Here is a 14,901-nt window from a genome sequence, read left to right as displayed (position 1 = left end):
AGGCGGAGAGGTTGCGCGAAATTATCGAACTGGATGACGCCCTTTCCAATAAAATTGCCGCCGGCGAAGTTGTCGAGCGGCCCTCTTCGGTCGTGAAAGAGCTGGCGGAAAACGCCATTGACGCTGGAAGTACAGTAATCGAGATTGATATCGAGGAAGCAGGACTCGGCAGCATCCGGGTGCTCGATAATGGAAAAGGGATCGGGCCGGAAGATGTAACGGCTGCCTTCAAGCGCCATGCGACGAGCAAAATTAAAGACGAGAATGATCTGTTCAGAATCCGCACGCTCGGCTTTCGCGGCGAGGCGCTTCCGAGCATCGCCTCTGTTTCCCATCTAAAAATCACAACCGCAAGAGAAGGGGAACCGGGAACGGAAGCTTATTTGGAAGGCGGAAAGCTGATCAGCGAAAAAATGGCTGGCAGCCGCCGGGGAACGGACATCCTTGTCACGAACCTTTTTTACAATACGCCGGCACGGCTGAAATACATCAAGTCGCTGCAAACTGAAATGGGCCATATTACGGACATCATCAACCGCCTTGCCCTCTCCCATCCGGAGATTTCTTTCCGTCTTCGCCATGACGGGCGCCAGCTTATGCAGACGAACGGGAATGGTGAGGTGCTGCAAGTCCTTGCCTCGATTTACGGAGTGGCAATCGCCAAAAAGATGGTAAAAATTGAAGCGGAATCGCTTGATTTTTCGGTGAGCGGCTATATCGCCCTGCCGGAAGTGAACCGGGCTTCCCGCAATTATTTGTCAACGATGGTGAACGGGCGCTTCATCAAAAATTTTGCCATCGCCAAGGCCGTGCAGGAAGGTTATCATACACTTTTGCCAATTGGCCGATACCCTGTCGCCCTTTTGTCCATTTCGCTTGACCCGATCCTTGTCGATGTAAACGTCCATCCGGCGAAAATGGAAGTTCGGCTCAGCAAAGAGCAGGAGCTGTATGAACTGATTGCGGAAACAATCAAAAACGCATTCCGCAAGCAGCGTCTTATTCCAGACGGGCAGTCTGCGGTCGTGAAAAAGCCTGCTCCCGTGTCCGAACAGACCGCGCTTCCCCTTCATGAGCGGACGGAAGAGCGGAAGCCGAAAAAGAGTTTTACGCTGTTTGAAAAGGAACCGCTGCTCCCGGCGGAAGAGATGCGTAAGCTATATGAGGCAGAGAGCAGCAACGAAAAAGTTGTCATTCCATCTGTACCTGATCTCTTTTTGCCGCAGGAAGTGAACGAGCCGGCTCCTGAAGAGATTACGGCCCGTTCACCTGAAAGGGAAGGTGAGGCGCGGGTTCCCCGGCTCTATCCGATCGGGCAGATGCACGGGACCTATATATTCGCCCAAAACGAGGAAGGGCTGTACATTATTGACCAGCATGCTGCACAGGAACGGCTGAAATATGAGTATTTCCGCGAGAAGGTCGGCGATGTCAGGCAGGAAGTACAGGATTTGCTCGTTCCGATCACACTTGAGTTTTCAACTGATGAGGCGGTAAAAATCACCGAGCATGAAGAGGAGCTGAAAAAGGTTGGCGTGTTCCTTGAGGAGTTCGGCACGAACAGCTTTATTGTCCGCTCCCATCCGCAGTGGTTTCCGCGGGGTGAAGAGAAGGAGATCATTGAAGAGATGATCGAACAGGTGCTTTCGATGAAAAAGGTCGACATCAAAAAGCTGAGGGAAGAAGCTGCGATTATGATGAGCTGCAAAGCCTCCATCAAGGCGAACCACCATTTGCGCAATGATGAGATCCAATCGCTGCTCGATGATCTCCGGCAGGCAGAGGATCCGTTCACCTGCCCGCATGGACGGCCGATCATCATTCATTATTCGGTCAGGGAAATGGAGAAGATGTTTAAGCGGATCATGTAAGAAGTCTTGAATTTTTCACAACTCGAAAGATGAGAGCTGTCTGTCATCTTGTATAATGGGGTGGGAAGCGGTTTTTCAATTGGTAACCGTTCCAATGATCGGGAATTATATTATTTTCTTATAGGAGTGTTAGGGGATGAACACTTTTCTTATCGTTGCGGCGATTGTCACTGCGATCGCGGCACTTGTAGGGACGCTGCTAATCGGTAAAGACATCAGCAAAAAACTGAAGCAATACGAAGTTGAAGGGGATACGCTCGAAAATGAGCTGAAAAGATCCAATGAATATGAGACCACATCGCTGAAAGTGAACATTAAATCGCTGACATGGGTCTATGTCGGTCTTGCCCTTGTCACCATTTTTACTTGCCTGGGAATATTTTTCTATTAAACATCTGCGGCCGGTCCCTGAGACCGGCCGTTTGTTTTGTTTATCCCGGGCTTCTTGCTATAATTAGGGTAACCAGATATGGAAAGCAGTGAAATGTATGGAAAAAGAGAAGGTCATCGTGATCGTCGGGCCGACAGCTTCAGGGAAAACGAAAACGAGCATCGATGTCGCAAAGCGCTTCGGCGGGGAGATCATCAGCGGCGACTCGATGCAGGTGTACCGAGGAATGGATATTGGAACGGCGAAAATCACCCGGGACGAGATGGAAGGCATCCCCCATCATCTTATCGATATCAAAGACCCGGATGAGCCTTTTTCAACAGCCGAGTTCCAAACGCTCGTCCGTGAAAAAATCAGTGAGATTACGGACCGCGGGAATGTCCCCATTATCGTCGGCGGCACCGGCCTCTATATCCAGTCTGTCCTCTATGATTACCATTTTTCCCCCGCAGCAGGTGATGAGGCATTCCGTGCGGAGATGGAAAAAAGGGCTTCAGAAGGAAAAGGGATGGAACTTTATGAGCAGCTCAGACAGATTGACCCGAAGAGTGCGGCGAATATCCACCCGAACAATACAAGAAGGGTCATCCGGGCGCTTGAAGTGTACCATCTGACCGGAAAGACGGTAAGTGAGCAGCAAGAGAAGCAAACGGCAGAACTTCTCTATGATACGGCACTGGTCGGCCTTACAATGGATAGAGAGCTGTTATACGAGCGGATCAACCGGCGGGTCGACATGATGATCGAAGCAGGTCTGGTAGAAGAGGCAAGGAAATTTTTTGATTCTGGCCTCCGCGGGGTACAATCTGTTCAGGCGATCGGCTATAAGGAATGGTTCGCTCATTTTGAAGGGCGGCTCACCTATGAGGAAGCTGTAGAGGAACTGAAGAAGAATACTCGCAATTACGCAAAACGGCAGTTAACCTGGTTTCGCAATAAAATGGACATTGCCTGGTTTGATTTGAACCCCGAAAGGGAACAATGGAGTAAAGTTGCGGAAATAATTGATTATATAGCAGGAAAGCTGCGATTATAATCGAATACATAAGTATAGAGAAGATAGAGGAGGACGTTAAATGAAGCAACCGATCAATATTCAGGACCAGTTTTTGAATCAACTCCGCAAAGAGAGTGTCCCTGTCACTGTCTTTTTGCTAAATGGATTTCAGCTTCGCGGACAGGTGAAAGGCTTTGACAATTTCACCGTTCTTTTCGAATCTGAAGGGAAGCAGCAGCTTGTCTTCAAGCATGCCATCTCGACATTTGCTCCTCAGCGGAATGTAAGCATCAATCAAGAAGAGCAGTAATCCTTTCTCCGGGATAGAAAACGCGCAGCCAAGCATGCGCGTTTTTTGTATGGTCTTTTAAAGACAAGTTAAAGACTTGTCTTTTAGTTTCTGCTCGACTAATAGTTATAGTGAAGGATACTTTTCACAATCAGTCAGGGGTGATTCGAATCGAAAAAATATACTATTTGAACTCTCATGCAACCGTGAAGTTTGCCGCTGAGGAGCTTGAAAGGCTGCTGAAGAAGGCGGGCCAATTGCCGGAAGTTATAAATGGGGCTGTTCCCGAGGTTCCGGGAAGGGCGGTATTGCTTGATGTTGACAACGAAGACGGCGAAGGGTTTGTCATCGTTCAAGAAAAAGAAGCCGTGCGTATTACCGGCAAAAACCCTCGGTCACTTCTATATGGGGTCTATCGGTTTTGCGAACGGATATATGGTTTCCGCTGGCCCGCGGCTGGAGAGGAAACAACAGTCGAACAAAAAGAACAGCTGCCGCCTGAGGGGATTTCTGAAGAACCCCTTCTAAGAAGACGCGGCAATATAATCGAGACGATCAACGACCCGGGATACATAAAGGAACTTGTCGATTGGGGGGTGAAAAATGGGCTGAACGAATTTTTCTTCACCTTTTTCCTATGGGATTCGGTCAAGAATGAGATCGAAGCCGAACTGCTGCGCCGGGATGTGAACGTGACCCTTGGCGGCCACAGTCTCCGCTATCTTGTGAAAGAGGCTGCCGGGGCAGAGGCAGCAAATGAGAGCGTCCGATTCTTCTCTGGCAATTACGAATTACAGGACAGGGTGATCAGCAGGATTGTCGATCAGTGCAGGGCTGAGCCTGTCATCAGGCGGATTTCCCTTTGGCCGGAGGATATCGGGGTGAACGAGCGGGAATATGCTGATTTCCTCCCTGTGTACATCGCGTTCATGGAAAGGCTGCAAACACGGCTGCTTGAGGAGAATCTCTCCATCGAAGTTGAACATATTGTCTATAATGCAGGGCTTGCCTGGAATATGCTTGAGCGAAATGGCTGCCGGGCATCAAGCGAATTGGATGTGCTGTATGCCTACTGGGGACGGGATTATTCAGAACGGATTGATGGCGGAAGGGAAGGCGAAAAAAGAGCGGCCTTGGCACTAAAAGACTGGGTGAGCGAAGCGAAAAAATATCGGACTTCAGTGACAGTCCTTGAGTATTACAGCGATCATTTTATGTTAAGTGAACTGTTTCCGCCACTGTTTGAGCGGATCCTGCAAGACGTTCAGGACTATAGGAACACCGGTGCCCGCGGTCTGCTCAATCTGATTGTACCGCTTCACATACGGGAACCGGGATCGGAGCTGGCCAGAGAGTATCCTTGGCGGAAAATCCATCAGCTGAACAACTACTTCTATGCGGGGGCATGTTGGGGAAGAAGCCGGGAAGAACTATGCTGTGAATTTGAAACCGTTTACCATAGCGGTTGGCTGAATCTGTTCCTCGGAATGGAAAAGATAATTGCCCGCCAAACGCGCTGGAACACAAATCTTTTTCCTGCGAGAATTGTAGATACCGGAAAGATAGATGATGGTTCCATTGGAGGAGAGGATATCGTCGTCCTGCTTGAAGAAATAAGCAGATTCATAGACAAAGCAGCCGTGCCTGCCAAGGGGGAGGATTGGCTTTTTGCTTATCTTCACCATCTAAAGGAAACGGCAGACACCGTGAGGAAATCCTGGGAGAAAAAGGGGGCAGTCCAGTGAGTTTTGAAAATCTCTATTATTACCGGCCCGCAAAAGAAACATCCGGCCAGTTTGTCAAAAAAACAGTAATTGTCTATGGCGCGACGCCGGCTGGAATTTGTGCAGCGATCCAGGCGGTAAAGATGGGGGCAAGCGTTGCGATTGCTGAGTTCAGTAATCATCTCGGGGGGATTACCGCCAATGGTCTCGGAGCGACGGACTTCGGTGCAAAAGAGGCGATCGGGGGACTTTCCAGGGAGTTTTATGAGCGGATTGGCGCGGTGTATGGAAAAGAGGAACAATGGACGTTTGAACCGAAAGTGGCCAAGCGTGTGTTCTCCAATTGGCTCGATGAATATGGAATCCCTGTCTTTTTCCGCGCGTATTTAAAGAGTGTTGACGTAGAAGCAGGGATCATTAAGAGAATTCGAATGGAAAATGGAGATGTTTTTGAAGGGGATATGTTTGTAGATGCCAGCTATGAGGGCGATTTGATGGCAAAAGCGGGTGTGAATTATTTCGTCGGACGCGAGGCGAATGCCGTCTACCGCGAAACATATAACGGCGTCCAATTTGGACACCCTCACCATAATTTCAAAACGGAAGTTGACCCGTACAGGATCAAAGGCGATAGCGAAAGCGGACTGCTCCCAGGGATAGCGGAAGCTGTCTCAAGCGAAGAAGAGGTACAGGGCAACGGCGACAAACGTGTGCAGGCGTATAACTTCCGCGTTTGTTTGACGAAAAATCCTGCGATACGGGTGCCGCTGCCGAAGCCAAAGCATTATGATCCAAGCCGATTCGAGCTGCTGCTGCGCTATATCGAGTCGGGTGTTTGGGATGCCATGAACCTGCACACGATGCTGCCAAACGGGAAATCGGACCTGAACAATTTCGGGGGATTTTCTACCGACAATATCGGCATGAACGACGGCTGGCCGGATGGCAGCTATGAGGAGAGGGAAAAAATCTTTCAAGACCATGTGAATTATACGATGGGTCTCCTTTATTTTTTAGCCAACGATCAGCGTGTACCGGAACCGGTGCGGGAAGAAGTGTCCGAATGGGGACTCGCGAAAGATGAATTTCCCGAAACGGATCACTGGCCGTCACAGCTGTATATCCGAGAAAGCAGGCGGATGAAAGCGGACTATGTGATGACGGACCATAACTGCCTCGGCACATCGGTCATTCGCGATTCGATCGGACTCGCTTCCTATCAGATGGACTCCCATCACTGCCGCCGCGTTTTGCTCGACGGAAAGGTCGTCAACGAAGGCGACGTGCAAATTCCCATTTCTCCGTACCCGATTTCATATCGGTCAATCCGGCCAAAAGAAACAGAATGCCGGAATCTGGCGGTTCCGGTCTGCCTGTCCAGCTCCCATATTGCCTATGGTTCACTGCGAATGGAGCCTGTCTTCATGATTATCGGCCAATCAGCAGGAGCCGCAGCTGCTCTTGCGGCCAAGCGCGGCACTTCGATCCAGCAGGTGCCGTATGAACTGCTTCGTGCCGAACTGGTGAAGGCCGGCCAAGTGCTGGAATGGGATGACGCAATCGAAGATGATCCGATCGAAAGGATGAAGGAAACGTTCGGCAAGGTTTGATACAGTATTTTAGAGGGGCAGGGCAGAAAGTCAGTTTACACTGATTTTCTGCCCTGCCCTCATTTTTACACTATGCGGTTTTTTATTCTTTAAGGAATCTTTCTGCTATGACACCGGAAGAAAACAAAAATATGAAACTTCCGGTGTCAATCCTCAAGCTATGCGAGCTCTTCTGCAAGAGCCATCACAAGAGCGGCTGGGTAAAGAAAAAGCAGGAGAAGTAACGTAACGTTCTTCTTCTCCTGCATTATTTTTGTACACTGATTGTGCTTCGGGCTGTCTGTTTGCGTTCAATCCGGGCAAACGCCTTTGAGCTGATCCATGTCATTAAGAGCGCCATCCCGCTGCCCGAAAAAAGCGGGATTGTACCTGGCAGGAATGAGATGAAAAAGTATAGTAGCACGGCGGAGACAATCATCAACAGTGCTTCCACCGGCGAATTGATCGCAATCAGCCATACTTGCTTGAGATACTGAAAAAATTTCATCTCGAAATGGACAAAAACCGGAAAGAAAAACAGGAGCGCCAAAATATAGGATAAAAGAATGAAGAGCAACACCGGGATCATAAAGGGAAGCTTCCCGCTGTTCATTTGAATAAAAGTAAAATCATAGTATAGCAGATAGCCGACAAGCGCAAACAACAGCGCAAAACCGTTGAGGGTGAAAAATCCCTTGCGGAACTGTTCCCAAAACACTTGAACCATCGAAAAATCAGTTTCTTTTTTCACGAGCCATTTTCGGGTGACGGCAAACATGGCAGCCGTTGATGGAAAAAGGCCGAAGACGCCAAGCCCAATGACGGTGAATAGAATCCATAAAAAATTGAGAAAGGCAATCCTCACCATCCAATTTGCTATCTGGTTAAATCGGTCCCACCCGCTCATATTCCTTCACTCCTTTGCTACATAGAATATACGCCAAGAATACAACTTTTGGCAAATGAACTCTTTCATTGTTTTGAATTTTTTTGGGATATATGTCTTTTATGGATGAAAAAAGTCTTATCAGATCGAATTATCTGCAGTACGGTTTATCTCAAATAGCTCAGTTTGGCAAGGAGAGAAGCACGCTGAAAGTGCAATGGTAAAATACAGGATATTAAAGACATTTAAGAGACTTGTCTCTTTAGAGGAAAACTCATAAAATAAGACCTAGTTGAAGAATATTTAGAAAGTTGTTGAAAAAGCCCGGTCTCGATTAATGCCGTATCAGCAAAACTGTTCTTACAGCTTTCAAAAACTTTGTATGCGGTTTCAATCGACTGGCTGATCGACAGGCAACAAACAAAAAAGCATGATAGAAGGGATGGAGAGGGGAAAATGTTAAAGAGATTAGGTTTGGTCGTTCTGATGCTGATGCTAGGGATTTTCATGGCGGCTTGCAGCTCGAAAGACGCAGGCACTCCGGATAAGTCCGGAGGCAAGGAAAGTTCTGGAGGCGATTCAGGTGAAAAGATCGGAGGAGAAATTACTGTCTGGGCCCATCCTTTCACAGGTGAAGGAGACGGGGAAAAGAAAATGTGGCAGGAAATCATCTCCGCTTTTGAAAGCGAGCATGATGTGAAGGTCAATTTCGAGCAGATTCCTTGGGCAAACAGAGACCAGAAGATTTTGACGGCCCTTGTAGCCAATAATGGACCAGATGTTTTTTATGCGATTCCTGACCAGATGCCCCAATATGCGGATGAGGGGATGCTTGTCGAGCTTGACCCATATTTGAAAGATCTAGACATGGATGACTTCGTCGATACGGCGCTTGTATCGACAACTTGGAAGGGCAAAACATACGGCCTGCCGATATTGCAGGAAGCCTATACACTCTTCTACAATACGGACATCGTGAAGGAGATCGGCGAAGATCCGGAAAAACTTCCTGCGACTTGGGATGAGTTCAAGGAGTGGGCGAAAAAAGCGAAGGATAAAGGCTACTATGCTACGAGCTACCAGGGCGGCGGCTCATTGAACTCCACATTGTATCCTTATGTGTGGCAGGCTGGCGGCCAGGTTGTCACGGAAAACAATGAAGTGATGATCAACAAGCCGGAGGCAGTCGAAGCCTTTGAATTGATTAACGAAATGTATGAAAAAGGATGGATTCCAGAGGATTCCATCACAGCGATGGAGCATGATGCCCTTTGGGACAGCGGAAAAATCATGGCTGTAATCGGAAGCGGCATTTCTCTCAGCAATAATTTGGCGAAAGGGATGGACAATTTCGTTATTGCACCTCCATTGAAAAATAAAGAGCAGGTTACTTATGGAACGACAGGCATGTTTGTTGTCCCGACGAGCACGGAAAATCCGGCGACTGCAGCCGAGTTTATCAAGTTTATGACAAATGCAGAAAACCAGCGCAAATTTAACACACTCACTAAGTACATCCCAACAAGAGAATCTGCAAAAGATATTTTTGACGGGGACGAATACTTGAGCCAGCTAGCAGGCTACACGCAATATGCACTTCCGGGCGTCATCCATCCAGCTGGACGGACAATTATGCCGAAAATCCAAGCTGAAATACAAACGATGATGGAAGGCAAAAAAACGCCTCAGGAAGCAGCAGATGCAGCTGCTGAAGCAGTCGAGGCAGAACTGAAAAAGTAACGGGCATGCACATGAGGGAACAGGGACCAGGCCGGTATTTGCCGGATTCCCTGTTCCTAACTTACATATGAAATAAGGTGATGAAGCTGGAAATCCAAGAAAACGTACAACTCATGCAAAGAAATAAGCCGACGTTCAAGGCGAGGATGAAAAAGCAATGGGACAAAAATGGAATGGTTTATATTTTCCTCATACCGGCTTTGCTCCACTTTCTGATTTTCCAAGTGTTCCCATTCGCCTTCAGCTTTGTTCTCACTTTCATGGACTGGAAAATTATCGGGTCACCGGAATTTGTCGGACTGAAGCATTGGAAGGCGTTGTTCAGCGACAACCTCGCCTGGAAATCAATCTGGAATACCGTTCTCTTCTCGATCTATTACATCGTTCCAACGATGACGCTCGGCCTGATCCTGGCACTCATTATCAATTCGGGCGTAAGGTTCGCCAACTTTTTCAAGGGGATCTTTTTCCTCCCGGTCGTCACCTCCTTTGTTATCATTGCTGGGATATGGGGCTGGCTTTTCCGGGGAACCGAGTCGGGATTCATTAACTCAATCATCAGCAAAATCGGTATCGCACCGCAGCTTTTCCTGTCAAATTCTAGTCAGGCATTAATGGTACTTGCCGGGCTTAGTATTTTCAAAGTAGCAGGAAGCACAATGATTTATTATTTCGCCGGGCTGCAATCCATACCAAAGCAGTTGTATGAAGCAGCTAAAATCGACGGTGCTTCGAAGCAGCGGATTTTCTGGACGATCACCTTCCCGCTTTTGAAGCCGATCCATTTCTACGTGGCAATTGTGACGACAATCGGTTCGTTCCAGATTTTTGATTCGGCCTACCTGCTGACAGGTGGCGGACCGAACTATTCGACGACGACGATTGTGTACTATTTATACGAGCAGGGATTTACGTCACTGAATTTGAGCTATGCATCTGTTCTTTCCTATGTATTGTTCTTTATTATTCTCATTATTTCCCTCATACAGCGAAAATACCTCGGACAAGATGCGTCACTCTATTAAACTGGCAGGGATGATAAGGGAGATGGAATGATGGTAAAAAAAATAGTTTCTTATACGACGATACTTATATTGGCACTCGTGTTTTTATTGCCGTTCATCATCATGGTGCTCGGCTCACTGAAGCAAATGCAATACGCCTTGCTCGACCCTTTGTTTTGGATTCCGGACAATCCGACATTGATAAACTATCTCTATATTTTCAATGATGGCATATTCCTTAAGTGGATCATGAACTCGGTGGTCATTACGATCATCCCAGTGGCCAGCCAGATGTTCTTTTGCGCGGTGCTCGGTTATATTTTTGCGAAAAAGAAATTTCCGGGAAGAGAGCTTATTTTCTGGTTGTTCATGGGCGTTATCATGATCCCGCAGCAGCTTTTGATTATACCGAAATACATCATGTTCGCCGATTTCGGCTGGATCAATACGTATTGGGCATTGATTATGCCGGAGCTGTGGGGAATCATGGGTGTCTTTCTCGTTCGTCAGTTTTTACAAAGCATTCCGAATGATTTGGAGGAAGCTGCCTATATGGACGGGGCAAACGATATCCAGATTTTCATGAAGGTCATCTTGCCGCTGTCTGTGCCGGTCATCGCAACGGTTGGAACGTTCTCTTTCATTTCCAACTGGAATGATCTGTTCCAGCCGCTCATCTTCATGACGAAGGAAAGCATGTTCCCTGTCACGGTCGGACTTGCAACACTGATCGGGAAGGAAGGGAATTTTGGAATCGAGATGGCGGGTTCGACACTGTCTTTTATCCCGACCTTTTTGATATTCCTGTTCTTCCAGCGCTATTTCACAGAGGGTATTCAGTTGTCCGGGCTGAAATAAAAAGAGAAAGGCGTGAAAAGATGGACGAAATGAAAATCGGGATTATTGGGCTAGATACATCGCATGCTCCGGCATTCACCGAATTGCTGAACAACCGGGAAGCACCGTTTTATGTACCGGGAGGCTCTGTAACCATCGCTTTTCCCGGTGGTTCCCCGGATTTTGAACTGAGTGCGTCAAGGGTCGGAGGGTTCACGGAGAGGCTCAAGGAGGAATACGGCGTGGAGATGGCCGGTAGTCCGCGCGAAGTTGCTGAGGAGGCCGACGCCGTCTTGCTCCTTTCAGCTGACGGCCGGCTCCATCTCAGCCAATTTGAAGATATCGCTGCCTATCGTAAACCCGTCTTTATTGATAAGCCGTTCGCTATCCGGTCGAAGGAGGCTGTCATGATTGCGGAGCTCTCAACCAAATGGGATACACCGGTTATGAGCTCATCCGCCCTGCGCTTTTCCGCTTGCATGCAAAGAGCACTGGGCGATGGCCCTTCTGCCGAGATTATGGGCGCCGATTGTTTTGGTCCGATTGAATTCGTGCCGACACAGCCGGGGCTTTTTTGGTATGGCATTCATACAGCTGAAATGCTTTTTGCCGCCATGGGTATGGGAGTGGAACGGGTGCGCGCTGCATCCGCCGGTCATGCTGAGGTTGTTACAGCCATTTGGAAGGATGGCCGGATTGGTACTTTGCGGGGGAAAAAAAAGGGCTCCGGAACGTTTGGAACGGTGATCCATCGGGCGGAAGGGGCTGAATTCTACGCGGTCAGGGAGGAGGACAGGCCCTTTTATGCTGACTTGCTGAAGGAAGTCATTGGATTTTTACGGGACGGGAAGACACGCGTGCCCCTTCAGGAAACAATCGAAATCATTCGGTTTATTGAAGCAGCGAACGAAAGCAGGGAGACAGGGAAAGAAGTCAGGTTATAAAAAGACCCCCCCAACCATATGGTCAGGGGGCGATCCTTTATTTTGCGTATTCGTCATGAATGAAAGAAAGCCGGTATATCCGGCGTGGCCGGCCTTTATGTGTCACCTTCTCTTCGCCGATGATGTCAACGAGCTCGGCATCCATCCATTTGAGCAGAATCCGGTGGGTGCTGCGGATGGTGATGTTGAGCGTGGAGGCAAGTTCCTGGGCAGTATAATCAAATTTCTTATGGCGGGCAACACGGGCCATCAACTTCGTCATATAAGCGGCGGACATGCCCGCCTTTTCTGCCTTGTCGAGCAGGTCGGCATCCGTGATTGCCAATTCATAGCGCTCATACTGGGTGTCGGTCGTCATGTCAACGGGCCCGAGCACGCTCCGGTCTTCCCTGACGATATAACAGACATTGCCGCCGAGCCCTTTCGATTGCCTGAGTGCGAGCCTCGCATGGCTTCCTGCTTCTGCCGCTGTCCGTCCAAAACCGACGCCGACACTCAACGTGACACCTGCTTCGTTTTTCGTTTCGCGCAAAAGCGGGAGGAATTTATAGCCGCGTGTTTCGCGCTCGAAGATCCCACGTGTTGTGATGAACAGATACTCATTTCCGAGCAAAATCAGGTGGCCGTCCAGCTGTTTCACATAATCAAGCAACATTTCTTGCACTTTCAGTTTTAAAAGCTGGACATCATGCTCGGACGTGTATGTTTCAGCTACCTGGCGGAAGTTGTCGATGTCGACGAGGCCAAAGACGATCTGGGACTCTTTATTCCTTCTTGTTTCTGTCGCAAGAAGAGCCCGTTCAAGCGAGACGATCATGTCCTGGTTCGTCGGCGTGGCCCATTGATTGGGGATGTTGAGCTCATCCAGCTTTTGAGCGACCTGCTGGATGCCGGTTAGGATCACCGAGCGATCCTCCTTATGGTTGCGGATATGAAAGGCGGTGATGTCGTCGACAGAGAACTCCTTCGCCGGTTTTTTATACAACTTCAGCTCATTCCCGCTCTCGCCGAATTCATGTAAAATCTGTTCGACGTAAGTCGGGTCGATCGTATCAACAGACAGCTTCTCCAACCTAGAACGATTTTTCAATAGAAAAAGAGAACGGTACAGGCCAGTGCCCATCAACGGCACATGATGGACGGGAACACGAAAATCGAGAGCCTGCTTCGCCGTATAGTAGGAGTGATATTCGGTGAATAACAGGACATCGACTTCATTCATAAGTGAAGCGGCAACTTCTGCAGCTCCGTTGTCTGTTCCGACAGTACGGAAGAGCGGACGGAAGTTTGGGAACGTTTTCAAAACTTCCTTCGTCTGACTGTGAAGCGCTTCAGATCCGATAATGCCGATTGTAATTTCCTGGCGCTCCCCAGCGGTGTGATCAGACATAATTGAATTCCCCCTTTTTAGACAGTGAAAAGACATGTCTCTATTGAAGATTGCTTCTATCATAATCGGAGATGAAAAAAATGTCAAAACATTCATTCCTTTACAGTGGATTAAAAGACAATTAATGGACTTGTCTTTTAATCAATTTGTCCATACAATTATGACGAATCAAACAATTGAGCGCAGTGTTAGAGTTGCACTGCGGTGAATAGGAGAGATGAAATGAAAACGATTGCAGAACTGGAAGAGTTTATGACAAAGCCTTCAGCTGACTTAGTAAAAGACATGCAGACCATTGACGGCGACATTTTAATATTGGGAGTCGGCGGAAAAATGGGCCCGACGCTTGCCAAGCTGGCAAAACGGGCGATTGATGAGGCAGGGGTTGAAAAACGGGTGATTGGTGTTTCCCGGTTCTCCTCCGGTACATTACGGGAGGAGCTGGAAGCGGCGGGAGTCGAAACAATTGCGGCAGACCTTCTTAATGAGGAGGAGCTTCAGCGGCTGCCTGAAGTCGAAAACATTATTTACATGGCTGGAAATAAGTTCGGTACGGTCGGCAATGAACATTTTACGTGGGCGATGAACGCTTACTTGCCAGGGAGACTGGCGGAGAAGTTCAAGGATTCCCGAATGGTCGCCTTTTCGACCGGGAATGTCTATCCTCTTGTCAATCTCGCGACGAACGGCTGCTCGGAGGAGTATCCTGTTGGGCCGATTGGAGAGTATGCCCAGTCCTGTCTTGGACGGGAAAGAGTGCTAACCTATTTCTCGCACAAAAACGGAACACCAATGCTGATTTATCGACTCAACTACGCAATTGACCTCCGTTACGGCGTATTGCTGGAAATAGCCAAGCAGGTTTATGAAGAGAGGGAAATCGATTTGACAATGGGCAATGTGAACGTGATCTGGCAAGGGGATGCAAACGAGTATGCACTCAGGTCCTTGCTTCACACCGATTCACCGCCTAAAATCTTAAATGTTACTGGGCCGGAAACATTGTCTGTCCGCTGGGTGGCTGAGGAATTTGCCGAAAGACTCGGGAAACAGCCAATCTTCATCAACGAGGAAAGTGATCAGGCATTGTTGAATAACGCGTCAAACGCGCATAAGCTGTTTGGCTACCCGAAAGTGTCTGTCCAGGAAATGATCGACTTGATTGCCGGCTGGGTGGCGCAGGATGGAGAAACGATTAACAAGCCGACCCATTTCCAACAGCGGGAAGGAGCGTTTTAA

13 protein-coding genes are annotated in these 14,901 nt (G+C 48.5%); 11 read left to right on the top strand and 2 right to left on the bottom strand.

Annotated features, from left to right (window positions below; translation table 11 throughout):
• Positions 1-11: 11 nt before the first annotated feature.
• From mutL to AC0TWI_RS03160, 6 genes are all read left to right on the top strand, one after another.
• Positions 12-1,871, top strand: a complete 1,860-nt coding sequence (gene mutL, locus AC0TWI_RS03185) for a DNA mismatch repair endonuclease MutL (protein WP_488124887.1) — start codon at positions 12-14, stop codon at positions 1,869-1,871.
• A gap of 136 nt (positions 1,872-2,007) precedes the next feature.
• Positions 2,008-2,262 carry a hypothetical protein gene (locus tag AC0TWI_RS03180; RefSeq protein ID WP_488124886.1) on the top strand — a complete coding sequence of 85 codons (255 nt, stop codon included), beginning with the start codon at positions 2,008-2,010 and terminating at the stop codon, positions 2,260-2,262.
• Positions 2,263-2,359: 97 nt separating this feature from the next.
• Positions 2,360-3,298, top strand: coding sequence for a tRNA (adenosine(37)-N6)-dimethylallyltransferase MiaA (miaA, locus tag AC0TWI_RS03175; protein WP_488124885.1), 939 nt, complete (start codon positions 2,360-2,362; stop codon positions 3,296-3,298).
• A 40-nt stretch (positions 3,299-3,338) separates the two neighbouring features.
• Positions 3,339-3,569: an RNA chaperone Hfq gene (gene hfq / locus AC0TWI_RS03170; protein ID WP_488124884.1), complete on the top strand. Its 231-nt coding sequence runs from the start codon at positions 3,339-3,341 to the stop codon at positions 3,567-3,569.
• A gap of 167 nt (positions 3,570-3,736) precedes the next feature.
• Positions 3,737-5,293, top strand: a complete 1,557-nt coding sequence (locus AC0TWI_RS03165; RefSeq protein WP_488124883.1) for a beta-N-acetylhexosaminidase family protein — start codon at positions 3,737-3,739, stop codon at positions 5,291-5,293.
• Positions 5,290-6,882, top strand: coding sequence for an FAD-dependent oxidoreductase (locus AC0TWI_RS03160; RefSeq protein WP_488124882.1), 1,593 nt, complete (start codon positions 5,290-5,292; stop codon positions 6,880-6,882). The genes AC0TWI_RS03165 and AC0TWI_RS03160 overlap by 4 nt, the downstream gene beginning before the upstream one ends.
• Positions 6,883-7,129: 247 nt before the next feature.
• Here AC0TWI_RS03160 and AC0TWI_RS03155 read toward each other — a convergent pair whose 3' ends face one another.
• Positions 7,130-7,768 (bottom strand): YesL family protein, encoded by a 639-nt coding sequence (locus tag AC0TWI_RS03155; protein WP_488124881.1) that lies wholly within the window; start codon positions 7,766-7,768, stop codon positions 7,130-7,132.
• A gap of 435 nt (positions 7,769-8,203) precedes the next feature.
• On the opposite strand from AC0TWI_RS03155, the gene AC0TWI_RS03150 reads away from it, so the two are divergent.
• From AC0TWI_RS03150 to AC0TWI_RS03135, 4 genes are all read left to right on the top strand, one after another.
• Positions 8,204-9,487, top strand: a complete 1,284-nt coding sequence (locus tag AC0TWI_RS03150) for a sugar ABC transporter substrate-binding protein (RefSeq protein WP_488124880.1) — start codon at positions 8,204-8,206, stop codon at positions 9,485-9,487.
• Between the two features lie 113 nt (positions 9,488-9,600).
• A complete protein-coding gene (locus tag AC0TWI_RS03145) occupies positions 9,601-10,512 on the top strand; it encodes a carbohydrate ABC transporter permease (RefSeq protein WP_488124912.1) in 912 nt (303 codons plus the stop codon).
• A gap of 30 nt (positions 10,513-10,542) precedes the next feature.
• Positions 10,543-11,349 (top strand): carbohydrate ABC transporter permease, encoded by an 807-nt coding sequence (locus AC0TWI_RS03140; RefSeq protein ID WP_488124879.1) that lies wholly within the window; start codon positions 10,543-10,545, stop codon positions 11,347-11,349.
• 20 nt (positions 11,350-11,369) lie between these two features.
• The gene (locus tag AC0TWI_RS03135; protein ID WP_488124878.1) at positions 11,370-12,272 is read left to right on the top strand and encodes a Gfo/Idh/MocA family protein; all 903 of its coding nucleotides are present in this window, start codon (positions 11,370-11,372) and stop codon (positions 12,270-12,272) included.
• 37 nt (positions 12,273-12,309) lie between these two features.
• Here the strand turns inward: AC0TWI_RS03135 and AC0TWI_RS03130 are convergent, their stop codons facing one another.
• Positions 12,310-13,662 carry a GTP cyclohydrolase IIa gene (locus AC0TWI_RS03130; RefSeq protein ID WP_488124877.1) on the bottom strand — a complete coding sequence of 451 codons (1,353 nt, stop codon included), beginning with the start codon at positions 13,660-13,662 and terminating at the stop codon, positions 12,310-12,312.
• Between the two features lie 222 nt (positions 13,663-13,884).
• Between AC0TWI_RS03130 and AC0TWI_RS03125 the strand changes: the two genes are divergently transcribed.
• Positions 13,885-14,901 carry an NAD-dependent epimerase/dehydratase family protein gene (locus AC0TWI_RS03125; RefSeq protein ID WP_488124876.1) on the top strand — a complete coding sequence of 339 codons (1,017 nt, stop codon included), beginning with the start codon at positions 13,885-13,887 and terminating at the stop codon, positions 14,899-14,901.

The organism is Lederbergia sp. B243.17 (assembly GCF_057657925.1).
The sequence above is the reverse complement of the archived record's forward strand: the minus strand, read 5'-3'. Positions and strand labels throughout refer to the sequence as shown.

What these genes read in the sequence shown, in the direction of transcription:
- AC0TWI_RS03180 (WP_488124886.1), top strand. Translation starts at nt 2,008, where the DNA reads ATGAACACTTTTCTTATCGTTGCGGCGATTGTCACTGCGATCGCGGCA.
- miaA (WP_488124885.1), top strand. Translation starts at nt 2,360, where the DNA reads ATGGAAAAAGAGAAGGTCATCGTGATCGTCGGGCCGACAGCTTCAGGG.
- hfq (WP_488124884.1), top strand. Translation starts at nt 3,339, where the DNA reads ATGAAGCAACCGATCAATATTCAGGACCAGTTTTTGAATCAACTCCGC.
- AC0TWI_RS03155 (WP_488124881.1), bottom strand. Translation starts at nt 7,768, where the DNA reads ATGAGCGGGTGGGACCGATTTAACCAGATAGCAAATTGGATGGTGAGG.
- AC0TWI_RS03150 (WP_488124880.1), top strand. Translation starts at nt 8,204, where the DNA reads ATGTTAAAGAGATTAGGTTTGGTCGTTCTGATGCTGATGCTAGGGATT.
- AC0TWI_RS03145 (WP_488124912.1), top strand. Translation starts at nt 9,601, where the DNA reads ATGCAAAGAAATAAGCCGACGTTCAAGGCGAGGATGAAAAAGCAATGG.
- AC0TWI_RS03140 (WP_488124879.1), top strand. Translation starts at nt 10,543, where the DNA reads ATGGTAAAAAAAATAGTTTCTTATACGACGATACTTATATTGGCACTC.
- AC0TWI_RS03135 (WP_488124878.1), top strand. Translation starts at nt 11,370, where the DNA reads ATGGACGAAATGAAAATCGGGATTATTGGGCTAGATACATCGCATGCT.
- AC0TWI_RS03130 (WP_488124877.1), bottom strand. Translation starts at nt 13,662, where the DNA reads ATGTCTGATCACACCGCTGGGGAGCGCCAGGAAATTACAATCGGCATT.
- AC0TWI_RS03125 (WP_488124876.1), top strand. Translation starts at nt 13,885, where the DNA reads ATGAAAACGATTGCAGAACTGGAAGAGTTTATGACAAAGCCTTCAGCT.